The organism is Mesorhizobium montanum (assembly GCF_033977145.1).
Lineage (GTDB): Bacteria > Pseudomonadota > Alphaproteobacteria > Rhizobiales > Rhizobiaceae > Mesorhizobium > Mesorhizobium montanum.
In genome coordinates this window covers 270,794-286,140 of the sequence record NZ_JAVIJF010000004.1, presented here as the reverse complement: position 1 = coordinate 286,140, position 15,347 = coordinate 270,794, and the positions used below count along the sequence as shown (strand labels likewise).

At 63.5% G+C, this 15,347-nt stretch carries 16 protein-coding genes; 5 read left to right on the top strand and 11 right to left on the bottom strand.

What is annotated here, in order from left to right:
* Positions 1-4: 4 nt before the first annotated feature.
* The 6 genes from RFM68_RS07615 to RFM68_RS07590 all read right to left on the bottom strand — a co-directional run bounded on the left by RFM68_RS07615 (position 5) and on the right by RFM68_RS07590 (position 5,066).
* Positions 5-586 (bottom strand): F0F1 ATP synthase subunit B, encoded by a 582-nt coding sequence (locus tag RFM68_RS07615; RefSeq protein ID WP_320232094.1) that lies wholly within the window; start codon positions 584-586, stop codon positions 5-7.
* A 66-nt stretch (positions 587-652) separates the two neighbouring features.
* Positions 653-877: a F0F1 ATP synthase subunit C gene (locus RFM68_RS07610; protein ID WP_320232093.1), complete on the bottom strand. Its 225-nt coding sequence runs from the start codon at positions 875-877 to the stop codon at positions 653-655.
* 66 nt (positions 878-943) lie between these two features.
* Positions 944-1,705: a F0F1 ATP synthase subunit A gene (locus RFM68_RS07605; protein ID WP_320232092.1), complete on the bottom strand. Its 762-nt coding sequence runs from the start codon at positions 1,703-1,705 to the stop codon at positions 944-946.
* Between the two features lie 65 nt (positions 1,706-1,770).
* Positions 1,771-2,163, bottom strand: coding sequence for an AtpZ/AtpI family protein (locus tag RFM68_RS07600; RefSeq protein WP_320232091.1), 393 nt, complete (start codon positions 2,161-2,163; stop codon positions 1,771-1,773).
* A gap of 289 nt (positions 2,164-2,452) precedes the next feature.
* Positions 2,453-3,637: a cell wall hydrolase gene (locus RFM68_RS07595; protein WP_320232090.1), complete on the bottom strand. Its 1,185-nt coding sequence runs from the start codon at positions 3,635-3,637 to the stop codon at positions 2,453-2,455.
* A gap of 151 nt (positions 3,638-3,788) precedes the next feature.
* Positions 3,789-5,066 (bottom strand): MFS transporter, encoded by a 1,278-nt coding sequence (locus RFM68_RS07590; RefSeq protein ID WP_320232089.1) that lies wholly within the window; start codon positions 5,064-5,066, stop codon positions 3,789-3,791.
* Positions 5,067-5,174: 108 nt separating this feature from the next.
* On the opposite strand from RFM68_RS07590, the gene RFM68_RS07585 reads away from it, so the two are divergent.
* A complete protein-coding gene (locus RFM68_RS07585; RefSeq protein ID WP_320232088.1) occupies positions 5,175-6,089 on the top strand; it encodes a LysR substrate-binding domain-containing protein in 915 nt (304 codons plus the stop codon).
* A gap of 114 nt (positions 6,090-6,203) precedes the next feature.
* Here the strand turns inward: RFM68_RS07585 and der are convergent, their stop codons facing one another.
* Positions 6,204-7,631 carry a ribosome biogenesis GTPase Der gene (der, locus tag RFM68_RS07580; protein WP_320232087.1) on the bottom strand — a complete coding sequence of 476 codons (1,428 nt, stop codon included), beginning with the start codon at positions 7,629-7,631 and terminating at the stop codon, positions 6,204-6,206.
* 6 nt (positions 7,632-7,637) lie between these two features.
* On the bottom strand, positions 7,638-8,303 hold the full coding sequence (locus RFM68_RS07575) for a tetratricopeptide repeat protein (RefSeq protein ID WP_320232086.1): 666 nt from the start codon (positions 8,301-8,303) through the stop codon (positions 7,638-7,640).
* Positions 8,304-8,506: 203 nt separating this feature from the next.
* Between RFM68_RS07575 and RFM68_RS07570 the strand changes: the two genes are divergently transcribed.
* A complete protein-coding gene (locus RFM68_RS07570; protein ID WP_320232085.1) occupies positions 8,507-9,511 on the top strand; it encodes a polysaccharide deacetylase family protein in 1,005 nt (334 codons plus the stop codon).
* A 14-nt stretch (positions 9,512-9,525) separates the two neighbouring features.
* On the opposite strand, the gene sbmA is transcribed toward RFM68_RS07570, so the two are convergent.
* The 3 genes from sbmA to RFM68_RS07555 all read right to left on the bottom strand — a co-directional run bounded on the left by sbmA (position 9,526) and on the right by RFM68_RS07555 (position 12,363).
* Positions 9,526-10,803: a peptide antibiotic transporter SbmA gene (gene sbmA, locus RFM68_RS07565; protein ID WP_320232084.1), complete on the bottom strand. Its 1,278-nt coding sequence runs from the start codon at positions 10,801-10,803 to the stop codon at positions 9,526-9,528.
* Between the two features lie 121 nt (positions 10,804-10,924).
* Positions 10,925-12,085, bottom strand: coding sequence for a YbfB/YjiJ family MFS transporter (locus RFM68_RS07560; RefSeq protein ID WP_320232083.1), 1,161 nt, complete (start codon positions 12,083-12,085; stop codon positions 10,925-10,927).
* Positions 12,086-12,171: 86 nt separating this feature from the next.
* Positions 12,172-12,363 (bottom strand): hypothetical protein, encoded by a 192-nt coding sequence (locus tag RFM68_RS07555; RefSeq protein ID WP_320232082.1) that lies wholly within the window; start codon positions 12,361-12,363, stop codon positions 12,172-12,174.
* Between the two features lie 97 nt (positions 12,364-12,460).
* Between RFM68_RS07555 and RFM68_RS07550 the strand changes: the two genes are divergently transcribed.
* The 3 genes from RFM68_RS07550 to RFM68_RS07540 all read left to right on the top strand — a co-directional run bounded on the left by RFM68_RS07550 (position 12,461) and on the right by RFM68_RS07540 (position 15,268).
* Entirely contained in the window at positions 12,461-13,375 is a 915-nt protein-coding gene (locus RFM68_RS07550; RefSeq protein ID WP_320232081.1) for a LysR substrate-binding domain-containing protein, read from the top strand.
* Between the two features lie 203 nt (positions 13,376-13,578).
* Positions 13,579-14,835, top strand: a complete 1,257-nt coding sequence (locus RFM68_RS07545) for an aminopeptidase (protein ID WP_320232080.1) — start codon at positions 13,579-13,581, stop codon at positions 14,833-14,835.
* A 76-nt stretch (positions 14,836-14,911) separates the two neighbouring features.
* Positions 14,912-15,268, top strand: coding sequence for a DUF488 domain-containing protein (locus tag RFM68_RS07540; RefSeq protein ID WP_320232079.1), 357 nt, complete (start codon positions 14,912-14,914; stop codon positions 15,266-15,268).
* The last annotated feature ends 79 nt before the right edge of the window (positions 15,269-15,347 follow it).

Here is a 15,347-nt window from a genome sequence, read left to right as displayed (position 1 = left end):
CTCCTCACCGGCTCGCGGATTTGACCGCGGCCGCGATCTCGGACTTGTCGGACTTGCCGCCGACGAGCGCCTCGACAATGGCCGACGTGGTGTCCTCGGCGATGGTGCCGACTTCCTTCATCGCCTTGGCCTTGATCGAGGCGATGCTCGCCTCGGCCTCGCCAAGCTTCTTCTCAAGCTCGGCCTCGAGCTTCTTGCGCGTCCCTTCGGCCTCAGCCTTGGCGGCGTCGTTCGCCTGCTGGCCGATCTTGTTGGCGTTGGCCTTGGCTTCCGCCAGTTCCTGCTCGTAGGCGGCAACGGCAGCGTCAGCTTCGCCCTTCAGCCTCGCGGCATGGTCGAGATCCTGGGTGATATGATCGTTGCGGACATCGATGATGCCGCCGAGACGCGGCATCACAACCCGCTTCAAGAACAGGTAGAACAGCCCGAAGGTTATCGCCAGCCACAGAAGCTGCGATGGGAACGTTGCCGGATTGAATGGCGGGAACGTGCCGTGCTCTTCGGCAGGCATGGCGGTGCCCGCATGCGTATCGCCTTCGGCAGTAGCCGGCGCGGACTCTTGCGCATAGGCAGATGTCACGAACATCGTGTTCCCCTGTTCGGTGTGGTCAGGCCGCATTAGCGCGGCCACCCTCTTCGTGGTCTGGTGTTCTTATTTGAAAACCAGCAGGAAGGCGATCAGGAGCGAGAAGATGCCCAGGGCTTCGGTCACGGCGAAGCCGAAGATCAGGCGGCCGAACTGGCCGTCAGCAGCCGACGGGTTGCGCAACGCGCCCGCCAGGTAGCTGCCGAAGATGTTGCCAAGGCCAATGCCCGCGCCACCCATGCCGAGGCAAGCGATACCGGCGCCAATTGCAGCTGCTGCATTTACTTCCATGTCAAACTCCTTGAGGTTCGATTTTCGTTACAGTTGTTGTTGGCGGAACAATCGCCGGTGAGATCGCTAGTGGCTGGGGTGCAAAGCGTCGTTGAGATACATGCAGGTCAGCACCGCAAATACATAGGCTTGCAGGAAAGATACCAGAACTTCCAGAGCTGTGAGCGCCACCGCCATTGCCAGCGGCAGAACCGAGCCCGCAACACCAACCGCGCCCAGCGCGCTCAGGCTGACGACGAAGCCCGAGAACACCTTCAGCGTGATGTGCCCAGCCAGCATGTTGGCGAACAGACGAACCGAGAGGCTGATTGGTCGCGACAGGAACGAAATGACCTCAATCGGAACGACCAGGAACATCATCACGAAAGGAACGCCTTGCGGCACGAACAGCTTCAGGAAACCGAAGCCGTGCTTCATGAAGCCATATACGATCACTGTGCTTATGACCAAAGCCGCCAGGCCGAAGGTGACGATGATGTGGCTGGTGACGGTGAAGAAATACGGGAACAGGCCAAGCAGATTGGCAACCAGCACGAACATGAAGAGCGAGAACACCAGCGGGAAGAACTGCATTCCGTGCTTACCGGCTGAATCACGCAGCATGTTGCTTACGAATTCATAGGCCATTTCGGAGACAGACTGCAGACGACCCGGGATGAGGGCGCGGCTGGCGGTGCTCATATAGAGGAAGGCTGAGGCGACGACGATCGTAACGACCATGAACAGGGAGGAGTTGGTGAACGAGAGGTCGTAGCCGCCGATATGCAGCGGGATGATCGGATGGATCTGGAACTGGTGGATCGGGTCGACCTTGTCAGCAGCAGCCACTTTTAATCCCCGTCAAAGCCACAACCGGCTTCTGAAGTTTCTTTAGCGCCTTGCGGCGCCTCATCTCATTCTTTCGGTTCGCGCGGCGAGCCGCTCTGACCGAATTGCGACGTCAGTCCCGCCGAACGCAGGACATTGAGTATACCGGCGCCGAAGCCCAGCAGAAGGCCGACGATCAGACCCCATGGCGCGCTTCCCGCCAAGCGATCGATAATCCAGCCCAAGCCGACACCAACCACCACTCCGGCGATGAACTCGCTGGACAGTTTCAATGCCTGACCATAACCGGTCGCAGCGTTTGCTTCGTCTTTCCCCTCGATCCGGTCCGTGCGTCTCGTCGCAAGCGATGCTTCAAGATCGCGCCGGCGGCGCTCAAGTTCGTCGTCGCGGATGGTGGCTTCTGGCTGCCTGCCGCGGCCGGTTTCTCCGGTTCCGTCTGGCCCGGTTTTGTCGGCCATCGCAACCCCCCTGCCCGGGCAGACGATTGCCGTCCGTCCGCTTCTAAAGTCGCCGGCAACATAGTTAGCGGGTCCGCGCCCGTCAAGCCACGGGCCGAACTTCGAAGCGATGTATTTTCGTCAGTTAAATCAATGGCTTATCGAGGTGCGACATCGTGCCCTTCACGGCCGCGTGAGGACTCGGCGCGAATCCGCGCCGCAACCCGCCTCGATCGGCGTGAGAGCCCAGCCGTAAACAGCATTGCCGGAGGCGTCGCTTAAGCGGCTCAGCTTGAGCCGCCTAAAGGGCTCAACTCCAGCCGCCGCCATAGGTGCGGTAGAAGATATGCAGGCCGATCCTAGTCATCTTGTGCATGGCGCGCGCCCAGCCCGGATGGACGTAGTTGGCGTAATAGTGCGTCGAGGAGCCGACCTCGGGAATGAATATCTTGCCGGCGGTCACCGCCATGGCGACGTCCTGCGCGGTCTTATAGGAAGCCTCGTCGGTGATGGTCTTCTTCCTGCCGTCGCAAGCGAAGGAGAACTGGCAGCGGTTGAACCAGTCGTCGTTCTGGTAGACGACGCCGCAGATCGTCTGCGGATAGGCCGGGTTGCGGACGCGGTTGAGGATCACCTGAGCGACCGCCGCCTGACCGCGGACAGGCTCGCTACGCGCCTCGAAATAGATGCCCTTGGCAAGGCAGGCCTGCTCGGGCATCGAAAAGACGCTCGCCGGCAGCGGGTTCTGCATCCAGGCATGATCGCCCTTGCTCATCGGCGGGATGAACCGGCCATCGTTCGGATCGTCCTGCAGCAGCGCCTCGAAGGGCGACGACTTGGCGTAATCGGGCGCCGACTGGGCGTAAGCCGTGGCGAGGATATCCGGCTTGTCGTTGTTGACGAGCGCGACAAGTGCCGCCGGCAGATCCGGGTCGGGCTTCTTGTCCTCGCGCAGGTGGAAAGCCTGGGCGATCTGGACTTCCTTGCCCTTGATGCCGGGCTTGGCGAAGGTGAGCTTCAGCTTGCTGTCCATCGAGGGACGAAGCAGCGAGGACGTGCGCTCGAAGATCGAGCCGGCGCTGAAATTCTTGGGCGGCGCGACCGGCGCCACCTTGACAAGGCGGCCCTTCTTGTCGGCGCGCATGACGCGGTCTTCATCGGGTGTGGCGCCGGCGACATTGCCCTTGCCGCGAAAGGCGACTGTGCCGACGCCCGGCAGGTCGACACCGGAGCCGGAGAGCGAGCCGGTGGTGACGGAATCGACGAACGGCATTTCGGCGGCATGCACCGAGCCGGCGGCGGATTTCTCGATATAGCCGTTCCAGCGGGCGCTGGACGATTCCAGGCCGGAAATCAGGCTTGCCATATCCTGATAGGCGACGACCGACGGAAAGCCGATCCAGATACCGAGCCCAAGCACCAAAGGAGGAAGGAAGGAACGTTTTTTCGCAACGGCGGCGACGGCGGCAAGCCGCATTGAAACGCGTCGATGCACTGAACTCTCCAGAACGCTACTGACCCCGGAGAGCCAAAATGAAGCATTAACCTTGATGCGGGGTTAACGACATCGATCGTGTTCTTTTCATGTTGGAGGCAAGCCGGCTTGCCGTTTTAAAAGCAAGCCGGCGAAAAATCAGACTGGTGACTCAGGCTGGGCGCAGGAAGATCGGCCAGGCGACCGCCGCGCAGATTGCAGCCGCCAGCCACACGCCTTGCCATGCGAAGACGACCAGCAGCCATGGAATAGCGATCGGCACCAGGCAGAAGCCGACGAAGACGAAGCTGTTGGCAAGGCTGAGCGCGGTGCCGACGTGGCCGGCACCGGCAAGCGTGGCAAGCTCGGTATAGGCGACGCCGTGCCAGGCAGAGACGGATATGCCGGCGACGACGACCATCAGCGGAAGCAGCGGCATCAGCGCCGGGATTGCGGCGGTGGCGACCACCTGCAGCCAAAGCACCAGGAAGGCCAGCGCGCTCAACGCGCTGCAGAATTTCAGGAACGGACGGCGGTTGCCGTGGCGGTCGGTGATGCGGCCGCTCCAGACGCGCATCACCATGGCGCCGGTCTGCACAGCGGCGAGACTGGCGCTCGTCACCCAGGTGCCCATGCCGGCAAAGTCATGCAGGAAGACCGACGCGAAGGTCAGCACGGCGACCTGCGGAAAGCAGAGCAGGCCGATGGCGCTCGATATGCGCCATACCTCGATGTTGCGCAGCGGCGCCGGACCACTCGTCGCGGCGGCAGCGTGACCGCCGCCTTGCGCCGGCGGTTCGTGCAGCCAGCGCCAGGCGAAGTAGGCCGAGAGGGCAGAGACGGTGGCCAGCAGGCCGAAGACCGCGGCGAAGCCCAAAGTCAGCGCCAGCGACGGCAGCACAAGCGCGCCCAGCCCGCCGCCGAGCGGCACCGCCGTCTGCCTGATGCTCATGGCAAAGCCGCGCTCGCCCTCGCCGAACCAGCCCATGATGGCGCGGCCGCTGGAGCCGTTGACGCTGCCGCCGAGCAGGCCGGCAATGAGCAGGCTTGCTGACAGCAGCGTGACCCCGGGAACGGCAAGCTTCGTCGGCACGACGAGCATTGCCATAAGGAGCAGCCATGCGGCCGTGGCGCCGAGCCCGGTCAAGAGCACGCGGCGGTCGCCCCAGCGATCGGTGAGCATGCCCCAGGGCAATTCGCTGAGCGCCACGCCGAGGCCGAGAAGCCCCAACGCCAGGCCGAGCGAGGCATTGTCGAGGTGGTAGCCCTGGCGCATCACCACCGCCGTGGCCGGAATGCCGGAGAAGGTGGCGGAGAAGCCGGCATTGGCGGCAACGCCGATGCCCAGCACCTTCCAGCGATGGTTGGGACCGAAGGCGCGGCGAGCGGCCTTGCCGGCAATGTCTCCCGCCCGTGGTTGGCAGTCGTTGGGTGTGACGATGGCGGACATGGCTCCATTCCCGTGCTGACGGCCTTGACGGAAGGGAGGTAGCGCCATAGCTTCGTTCATAAAATCAGGAAGTTTTTGACCAACAATCCTGATAATCAGGACGATCTCATGCGCCGTGTCACATTCGACCTCGATGTCCTCAGAACCTTCGTCACCGGCATTGAGCTGGGCAGTTTTGCCAGGGCGTCCGAGCGGCTTGGCCGCTCGACCTCGGCGGTCAGCGCGCAATTGAAGAAGCTGGAAGAGCAGGCGGCAACGCCGATCTTCCGCAAGGCGGGGCGCGGCCTGGCGCTCACCGAAGCCGGCGAGACCATGCTCGGCTACGCGCGGCGGCTGATCGAGCTCAACGACGAGGCGGCCTCCGCCATCCGCGACATCGAGCTGGAAGGCTGGGTGCGGCTCGGTCTGCAGGAAGATTTCGGTGAGGCCGTGCTGCCCGATGTGCTCGGACGCTTCGCCCGCGCCCATCCCAAGGTCCGCATCGAGGCGCGGATCGGACGCAGCCACGATCTTGCCGAACGTGTCCTTTCAGGCAATCTCGACATCGCACTGGCCTGGCATGACGGCATGACCCTGCCCTACAGCCGGCATATTGCCGACGTGCAGGCGCGCTGGATCGGCCCGGCCAAGCTGCTGGAGGCAGGACCGCTTAACAGCGAGGCGCTGCCGCTGGTGGTGTTCGAGGCGCCCTGCCTGTTGCGCACCGTGGCGACCGAAACGCTCGACCGCGCCGGCCTTGCCTGGCGCATGGCATTCTCGAGCCCCAGCCTTGGCGGCATCTGGGCGGCGGTGGCGGCTGGCCTCGGCCTGACGATCCGCACCGATATCGGCCTGCCAGCCAATCTCAGGGCAATCGCGCCGGGAGTTCTCGGGCTTCCTGGCCTGCCGATGATGGCGCTGCATCTGCACCAGAAGGACGCCGAACTCGACCCGGTTGCGGCGCGGCTGGCGGATATATTGCTGCAAGCGGCACTGGAGACGCTGCCCGAGGGGTCTGCAACAAGCTTGCCGAAGGTTGCCTAGTTCTCTTGGTCAACACCCTTCGACTTCGTCATCCACGGGCGGAGCAAGGAGCGAAGCGACGCGCGCAGACCCGTGGATGACGAGGGAACCGGCGCTTGCGACAATCACCGACCGTCAGCGCTTCTTCGCCCTACCCGCAAACGGATTGTCCGAGGTGCGCAGGGCCATGCGGATCGGCACGCCAGGCATGTCGAAGGCCTCGCGCAGGCTGTTGGTCAGATAACGGACATAGGATTGCGGCATCGCGTCCGGCCGCGAACAGGAGACGACGAACCCCGGCGGGCGGGTTTTTGCCTGGGTGACATATTTGATCTTCAACCGGCGGCCGGCGACGGCGGGCGGCGGATGATGCGCGAGAATGCCTTCCAGCCAGCGGTTGAGCTTGCCGGTCGAGACACGGCTGTTCCAGACCTTGTGCGTCTTGATGACGCTATCCATAAGCCGGTCGAGGCCACGGCCGGTCTCGGCCGAAACCGTCACCGCCTGGATACCGCGCGCCTGCGGCAACAGCCGCCCGGTCTTTTCGCGCAGTTCGGCCAGCAGTTCCTGCGGGTTGTCGATCAGATCCCATTTGTTGAAGGCGATGACCGGCGCCCTGCCCTCGCGGATGATGAGGTCGGCGATCTGCAGGTCCTGCTTCTCGAAGGGAATGGTGGCGTCGAGCACGATGATGACGATCTCGGCGAAGCGGATGGCGCGCAGCCCATCCTGCACCGACATCACCTCCAATTTTTCGTGGATCCTGGACTTGCGCCGCATGCCGGCCGTGTCGAAGAGCTTGATCCGGCGGCCGCGCCAGTCCCAGTCGACCGAGATGGAATCCCGGGTGATACCGGCTTCCGGGCCGGTGAGCAGCCGCTCCTCGCCGATCAGCGCGTTGATCAGCGTCGACTTGCCGGCGTTGGGGCGGCCGACGACGGCGATGCGCAGCGGCTTGGTGTCGTCATAGGCCGGTTCGGCGTCCGGATCGGCGATGTCCTCGCCGATCAGCACCTCGCTGGCGGCGATCTCGTCGCTTTCATCCTCGTCCTCGCCGAAAGCGCGTTCCTGGCCAAGCGCTTCGATCACCGCGTCGCGCAGATCGGGCATGCCCTGGCCGTGTTCGGCCGAGACCGGGATCGGCTCGCCGAGACCGAGCTCCCAGGCTTCGAGCATACCGCCCTGGGCGCCACGCGCCTCGGCTTTGTTGGCAACGAGGACCACCGGCTTACCCGATTTGCGCACCACTTCGGCGAAAGTGCGGTCGTCCGGCATCAGACCGGATTTGACATCGACGGTGAAGAAGATGAGGTCGGCTTCGCGGATGGCGATCTCGGTCTGCTGGCGCATGCGGCCGGGCAGCGTCGAGGCGGCCGCGTCCTCGAAACCGGCGGTGTCGATGACGTCGAAATAGAGATCGTAGAGCTTGGCGGCATGGACCCGCCGGTCGCGCGTGACGCCCGGCGTGTCGTCGACAAGCGCCAGCTTCTTTCCGACCAGCCGATTGAAAAGAGTCGATTTGCCGACGTTAGGCCGACCGATGATGGCGACTTTGAAGCCCATCCAGGATCACGATGCGTTGCCCGACCCGCGGATCAGCTCGGACATCAGCTGCGCCCGCTGGCGCACATTGCGCGGGGCGCCGTCATCCGAAGAGATCTGGTCGAACAGTTTGAGTGCGTCGGCCGACTTGCCATCCTTCCAGGCGGCAAGGCCGAGCGCCTCGCGCGCCGAGTGGCGCAGCGGATTGGTGTCGGCGGTAAGTGCCTCGATGCGGCTGGAGACATCGGCGAAGGAGCCGTGGTCGACGAGCAGCAGCGCTGCCCGCAGCCGCGCGATGTCGCGGATGCCGGCTGGAATGGCGTTGTCGGCGGCGACCTCGTCGAAATCCTTGACCGCGCCGTCGACGTCGCCCTTGTCGGCCTTGACGGTGGCGGCGCGCATGCGGGCGAGCAGCGGATAGGCGCCGTAGCCGTCCTTTTCCAGCTGGTCGAGCGCGGCGATCGCCTCGTCGTTCTTGCCGTCATTGGCGAGCTTCAACGCCGCCGAAAAGGCGTCGCCCGAACGGTTGGCGCGGGTCTCGTCCCAATAGCGGTAGCCAACGACGGCGGCGGTCCCCAGCACGATCAGGATCGCCAGACCAAGCACGGCCGGGCCAAAACGGTCCCACAGCTTCTGCGCCTGCTCGCGACGCATCTCTTCGTTGACTTCGCGGATAAAACTGTCGTCCGACATCAATCACAAAACCATTGCAGCCCCGGAGGGGCCGCTTCTTGAGCCCGCGTTTTAGCGAAATTTTGTCGGCATGGAAGGGGGCTGGCTGGAAAATCGGCGGGACAGCCCCATGGAGCCTCGGGGCTGCCGGGACGCATCGGCGCCACATTTGGGCGATAGCCGGCTTGCAATCAGCCGTCGAGGTTGCTGCCGGAAGGTTGCCAATGCTTCGTTCGTACCGCGTCCTTGCGTTCAGTCTCGCCTCGGTTGCCTGCGCCAATGCGGCCTTTGCCGATCCGCCGAAACCGCCAACCGTTTCGCCCGCCGGATCCAGGCAGATCGTGCTGATCTCGTTCGACGCCGCGCGCGAGATCTCACAGTGGGAACGCAGCCGCGCGCTGGCAAAGCGCACGGGCGCGCATTTCACCTATTTCCTGTCCTGCGTCTTCCTGCTCTCGCCGGAAACGCGGCAGAACTATGCGGGCCCCGGCAAGGCCATCGGCAAATCGAACGTCGGCTTCGCCGCCTCGAAACAGGACGTGGCCGACCGACTGGAGCAGGTCCGGCTGGCGGCTGCCGAGGGCCACGACATCGGCAGCCATGCCTGCGGCCATTTCGACGGCAAGGCGTGGAGCAAGGCCGACTGGCTGGCCGAGTTCAGCTCCGTCCGGCGCATCTTCGAAAACGCCTATGCGATCAACGGCATCCCGGAACCGGCCGACTGGCACGATTTCGCCCATCATGCGCTGGTCGGGTTTCGCGCGCCCTATCTTTCGACCGACGCCGCGCTTTACGAGGCGCTGCCCAAGGCCGGCTTCCAATATGACGCGAGCGGCGTTTCGAACGGCCCTGCCTTGCCGCCGACCCGGAACGGCATAACCCACTTCGCCCTGCCGCTTATCCCGGAGGGACCGAAGGCGAAACCGGTGGTCGCCATGGATTACAATCTCTATGTCCGCCACTCGGGCGGTTATGAGAAACCGGCCATGGCGAATGAATTCACCGAGCGCGCCTATCAGGCGTTCCACGCCGCCTTCGATGCTGAGTACAACGGCAAGCGCCTGCCGCTGGAGCTCGGCTTCCACTTCACGCTGATGAACGACGGCGCCTACTGGAACGCGCTGGAGCGCTTCGCCGGCGAGGTTTGCGTGAAGGCCGACGTCGAGTGCATCAGTTTTCGCGACTATGTCTCTCGCGCTCATGGGCCCGTGCCAAACCTAGGGGGCTAGCCACCCCATTCCAATCATGTTGCCGGCTGATCTTCCGGCGACACGCCAGCCTGCTCGCGCGCCAGATAATCTCTGTCTATTGCCGGCAACGGCGCGCCTTCGAGTGTCGCCTCGAAAGCGCGCAGGCGTTTCTGGATGGAGATCAGTTCGACGATCGTCGGCCATGCATTGACCAGATATTGAAACGACGAACTGACTTGGCCGAAGGCGGTGGACACTTGCTGCCATATGCCAAGCGTGATTGTCCCGGCAGCAATGGTGGGAATGAGGATCACGCTAGAGAAGATGGCGTCTGCCTGTAGGTAACCAGAGCGCACGACATTGAAGTAGGCGTAGTGGAAGTAGAGCGTGAAATAGTTGCGCCGGACATGGGAGAAAAGTTGAGCAACCGTAGGCGGAGTCGCCCGCGCTGCATCATCCTCGCCGTAGACCAACTCCTTGCGATAGGCGGCCTCAACGCGCTGGTTCTTGAATTCCAGCCCCGGCAGCTTCACGCCAGCTATCATGAGAATAACCGTCCCGAAGATCGACCAGCTGACCGCGGCGATAACCAGAGAATAGGGAATTTCGCCAACGAGCGGCAGGACCTTCACATGACTGGAGAGCTGGGCGAGCAACGGCAGAAAGGCAATCAACGTCATCACAGAGTCGACGAGCGAGACGCCAAGGTTCTCCATGGTAGTGGAAAACCGCATGGTGTCATCTTGCACGCGCTGCGAGGCGCCTTCGATGTGCCGCAATCTATGCCAGTAGGCCATGTAGTAATCATTCATGGCCGTGCGCCAGCGGAAGATATAGTGACTGACGAAGAACCTGGTGATGACGAACAAGGCCATCCCTGTTGCGCCAATCCAAGCGTAGATCGAGAACATCGAATAGAGTTCACCAGCCGTCACCGAACCTGGCGTCGTAATCGCTTTCTGGAAGAGATCAAAAAACGGTCCTCGCCAGTTATTTAGTGCGACATAAATCTGCACATTGAGATAAGTCGAGAACAAAATAAGCACAGATCCAAGTATCGACCAATTATGCCAGGGATGCGGTGAATAAAACCGCCAAAAGATATAGAAAACAGCTACTAGAAAACCGAAATAGATATAAAACCAGAGAAATGGTTTGGTCCACAAGATAGGTATACCAAGCACAGGGGGAATTCCTGCTGCGGCAGGAGGTAAGCCGATCAAAGCGCCCAACTGTTCGCCGCCAAAAAACCAGAACAGGATTCCGGCAAGGCTCCAGACAGCGGCCGACGTGAAAAACAGCTTCGGCTGCGGGAAGAAGGATACGAACACTGTGGTGGATTCCTCGGTCTGACCGCGAATCGGCGGCGTTGCTGTTCGGCGGGCATTGGCTCACACATTAGCGGGAAAGAAAATGCCAGCCCAATGCCCGGTTACCGAACAAGGCCGCAAATCATGGCGATTTTGGCGCGGCCGACCAGGCAATGCCGCCGGAGAGCAATAGCGCGACTGCCGCCATGATCGAGGCAAGCACATAATTGCCCGAGGCCTGGGCCAGCAGGCCGGCGGCGATCGGGCCGATGATCTGGCCGAGGCCGAAGGCCGCCGTCATAACCGCGAAGATGCGGCGCGGCGCCTGCGGTGCAAGCTGCCACGCCGCCTGGAGACCAAGCGCAGTGATAGCGATGAAGGTGCCGCCGAGCAGGACACCAGCGATCAGCGGTCCGGCGGCGCCCTTGACGACGACGCTGGCGGTGACGCCGACCACCTCGATCAGGCAGGTCAGGGCGTAAGCGGCATAGAGCCCGATCCGGCCGGCAAGCTTCTGCCAGAACCAGGTCGAGGGGAGGCCGGCAAGGCCGGCGATCATCCAGACGGTGGCTTCGAAGACGCGCCCGCCGCCGCCCTGGCGCACGATGGCGACCAGGAAGGTGGCCGTCACCACATAGCCGAAGCCGAACAGCCCGTAGGCGACGATCATCTTCACCAGGGACCTGTCCTTCGGCAGCGCCGGTTCGCGCCCGTCAACGCCATTGGCTGGTGCCGTCGAGCCGGCGAGCAGCGCGACGATGAGCAGGCCAACCGCCGAAAGCGCTCCGGACCAAAGCCAGCCGGCGGCCCAGCCGGCATGTTCCGAGACGAGGACCGCCAGGAGCGCGGAGGACGCGGCTATGCCAAGGCCAACGCCACCGAAGTGCAGCGCCTGCAAATCGCCGCGGCCAGCCACTATCAGATGGCTGAAGACGATCGAGGCCATGAACACCATGACGAAGGCGCTGGCGAGGCCGGCGAGGAAGCGGATGACGAGGAAGGCAGCCATCGTCTCGTTGAGCCCCATGAGACCCGCGAGCACGGCGCTGGCGGCGAGGCCGGCGAACATCAGCATGCGCTCGCGGCCGTGCGCCCAGCCACCGGCCGCGGCAAGCGCGCCGACGAGGTAGCCAAGATAGTTGGCGGAGGCGATCCACCCGGCATCGGCCGGTGTCAGGTGCAGTTCCTCCATCATGCCGGGCAGGATCGGCGTGTAGACGAAGCGGCCGATGCCCATTGCGACTGCAAGCGCCGCCATGCCGGCAATGGCGAGGCGCAAGGGAGATGGCGAGGCGGTGTTCATTGCAGCGCACAATAAGTGTGTGCGCTAGCGAAACAATGCGTTTGCGTTGGGCCAGTAATGCCAGGTCGCCCGGTTTTAGGTCGCCTTCAGCGGCAGCCCGTTTCGTACGCCGTGCGGTCGGCCGTCAGCCGGAACGGCATATCGCCAAGCTCGCGCTCCGACATGGTGTCGAGCACGGGATGCGACAGCGGATCGGTGACCCAGCGGGCGATCTCGCCGTCGTCGCGCGGCCTCGCCTCGGCGCCGGAAAGCCCTTTAAGCAAAGATAAAATCTTCATCGGACAATCTCCTGGCTCAAGGCTATTCCGGCTAAATTCTGCCTTTTCCTGTCGGGTTTCAATTGAGATTTCGGTCCGCGCACTTTAGAAAAACTGTATGGCTATGCTGAACCGAGTCCATCTCAACGGCCTGCGCGCCGTGGAAACCGTCGCCCGCCTGGGAGCGCTGGCGGGAGCGGCGGCCGAGCTCAATGTCTCCGTCAGCGCCGTCAGCCAGCAGGTCAAGCGCACGGAAAGGCAGCTGGGACAGGCGCTGTTCGAACGCACGCCGGGCGGTCTCGTGCCAACGGAATTCGGCACAGCCTTCACGACGCGGCTGAGCGCCGGCTTCCGCGAGCTCGCGCAGGCGGTGGCGCTGGCCGACGAGGCCAACGAGTGCACGCTGGTTGTCTCGGTGGCGCCGGCCTTCGCTTCGAAATGGCTGCTGCCCAGGCTGTCGCGGCACTTCGCGCGCCATCCGAACGTGCTGCTGCGCATCGACGCCTCGGCCAGGGTCGCCGATCTCGACCGGTCCGACATCGATATCGCCATCCGGCTCGGCGACGGCAAATGGCCGGGCGGGCACGCCGAGCTTTTGCTTGCCCAGGAAGTGTTTCCGGTCTGCGCGCCCTCGATCGCGGCCAGGCTGAAATCGATCGGCGATCTGGCGCAGACCTGCACTATCACAGACGAGCGGGCGATGTTCAGCTGGGAGAGCTGGTTCGAGGCGGCCGGCGTCAAGCCGGTCACCTTCCAGAAAGGCGCGCGCTTCACCGATCCGATGCTTTGCCTGGAATCGGCGATCGCCGGCCACGGCGTCATGCTCGCCTGGCAGTTGCTCACCGCCGACGCGCTGGCCGACGGCCGGCTGGTCGCGCCCTTCGGCGTGCGCGCCGAGAGCGGGCTGGGCTACTGGCTGGTGACCTCGGCCACCAAAAGCGAAAGCCGCAAGGTGCGCGACTTCAAGGCCTGGATCCGCGAGGAGATCGAGGCGACGATGGCGCAGTTCCGCGCGCTGGACAGCGCCGCATAAAGTTTGTTCTTCGGGATCAGGCTTGTTTGAGCATGATCTTTTTCGAAAACCGCTGCGCACTTTTCGCTGACGCGGTCCTCCGGTTCGGGATCATGCTTGAAAGCAGGCCCAGTCGATAAAGCAGGCCAAGTCGATCGCGGTGGAAAGGCCAGGCTCACCGGTCTATGTAAGAAACCGGACCCCAACAAATGGCAGGCAGGATCATGACCACACATTCACGCGGCGTCTCGGCAACCATCGACCCGGTGAAGCTCGACAGGCTGGCGGAAGTCGCCATCAAGGTCGGGCTGCAACTGCAGCCCGGACAGGATCTGGTGCTAACCTCGTCGATCGCGGCGCTGCCGCTGACACGGCGCATCGTCGAGCACGCCTACAAGGCGGGCGCCGGGCTGGTGACGCCGATCTTCAACGACGACGAGATCACGCTGGCGCGCTTCCGCCATGGCGCCGATGCCGGCTTCGACCGCGCCGCCGGCTGGCTCTACGAAGGCATGGCGAAAGCCTTCTCAAACAATGCCGCGCGGCTTGCGGTGCGCGGCGAGGATCCGTCGCTTCTCTCCTCGCAGGATCCGGCCAAGGTGGCGCGCGCCAACAAGGCGAACTCGATGGCCTACCAGCCGGCGCTGGAGAAGATCACCGGCTTCGACATCAACTGGAACATCGTCGCCTATCCCGACCTTGCCTGGGCTCGCCAAGTGTTTCCGGGCGAGCCCGACGATGTCGCGGTGGCGAAGCTCGCCGACGCCATCTTCGCGGCCTCGCGCGTCGATGTCGAGGACCCGATCGGCAACTGGAAGGCGCACAACGCAGCGCTCGCCGAGCGCACGAAATGGCTGAACGGGCATAATTTCCACGCGCTGCATTTCACCGGGCCGGGCACCGACCTGACGGTTGGGCTGGCGGAAGGCCATGAATGGATGGGCGGCGCCTCGACAGCGAAGAACGGCATCACCTGCAACCCGAACATCCCGACCGAGGAAGTCTTCACCACGCCGCATGCACGCCGTGTCGAGGGTCATGTCTCCTCGACCAAGCCGCTCTCCTACCAGGGCACGCTGATCGACGAGATTTCCGTCCGCTTCGAGGGCGGGCGTATCGTCGAGGCCAAGGCGTCGAAGGGCGAGGACGTGCTGAAGAAGGTACTCGATACCGACGAGGGCGCGCGCCGTCTCGGCGAAGTGGCGCTGGTGCCGCATTCCTCGCCGATCTCGAAGAGTGGGCTCTTGTTCTTCAACACGCTGTTCGACGAGAACGCCGCCTGCCACATCGCGCTGGGACAGTGCTATTCGAAGTGCTTCGTCAACGGCGCTTCGCTCAGCCAGGACGAGATCGCGCAGCGCGGCGGCAACAAGAGTTTCATCCACATCGACTGGATGATCGGCTCGGGCAAGATCGACATCGACGGCGTCGCCAAGGACGGCAGCCGCATGCCGGTGATGCGCAAGGGCGAGTGGGCCTGAGGAACTTTATTTTACGCAATTCCGGGTGGAGACCCGCTGCACACTTTTCCCGGAATTGCTTGGCCCCGGAGGTGTTATGGCCTTCGACATCGCGGTGAAACGTGTCTACGAGGCGCCGGCGAAAGCCGACGGACAGCGGGTGCTGGTCGACCGCATCTGGCCGCGCGGCGTCGCCAAGAAGGACGCCGAACTGACGCTGTGGCTGAAGGAGATCGCGCCGAGCGACGAACTGCGCAAATGGTTCGGGCATGATCCGGAGCGGTGGGCGGAGTTTCAGAAACGGTATCGGACCGAGCTCGACTCAAACAAGGAAGCGGTGGCGCAACTGCGTGGCCTGTCGCGCGAAAGCAAGGTGACCCTGCTCTACGGCGCCCATGACGAGGCGCACAACAATGCGGTGGCGCTGGCGGAGTATTTGCGAGCCCATGGGTAAGCGTTGAGACGTCGGCGGGACAGCGCCCCCCTCTGTCCTGCCGGACATCTCCCCCTCTTGGGGGGAGATTGGCTGTCGG